This is a genomic window from Streptomyces fildesensis (assembly GCF_016107395.1).
In the GTDB taxonomy this organism is placed as follows: Bacteria; Actinomycetota; Actinomycetes; order Streptomycetales; family Streptomycetaceae; genus Actinacidiphila; species Actinacidiphila fildesensis.
The window spans coordinates 1-356 of the sequence record NZ_JAAIKO010000216.1; the positions used below are offsets into that span (position 1 = coordinate 1).

The window sequence follows — 356 nt, forward strand, 5'->3', positions numbered from 1 at the left end:
GGCGGTGCAAAGGCAGACAGCGGCTTCAAGATCAGCCAGACCCTCAATGAGAGTACAGCAAGGGGTCTTTGGCGGGGTCCCAACAACAACATGCACCAAATCATTCAACAAATCGGCGCAGACACCAAACTTGAGGGTGTCCTTTGGGCAAGTCGCCTTTGCCGGCGGCGGCTTTTTGTGGTGGTGTTTAGGTTTTGGTGTGGGCGGGCATGGGACATAGGTGGAGCTGACCAAAGTGAAGAAGAGGAGGTTTAGGGAGAGGAGGAGGGCTGTGGTTGCTAGAGCTTTTGAAGCCATCTCAAAGACAATAGTGGGAAAGAAAAGGTCTTAGTGGGTTGGGGGTTATTGGGGAGATG

1 protein-coding gene is annotated in these 356 nt (G+C 53.1%); it reads left to right on the forward strand.

Annotated features, from left to right (window positions below; all coding sequences use genetic code 11):
- A partial coding sequence (locus tag C6N31_RS47270; protein WP_232486361.1) for a hypothetical protein occupies window positions 1-255 on the forward strand: 255 nt, incomplete at its 5' end.
- Between the last annotated feature and the right edge of the window lie 101 nt (window positions 256-356).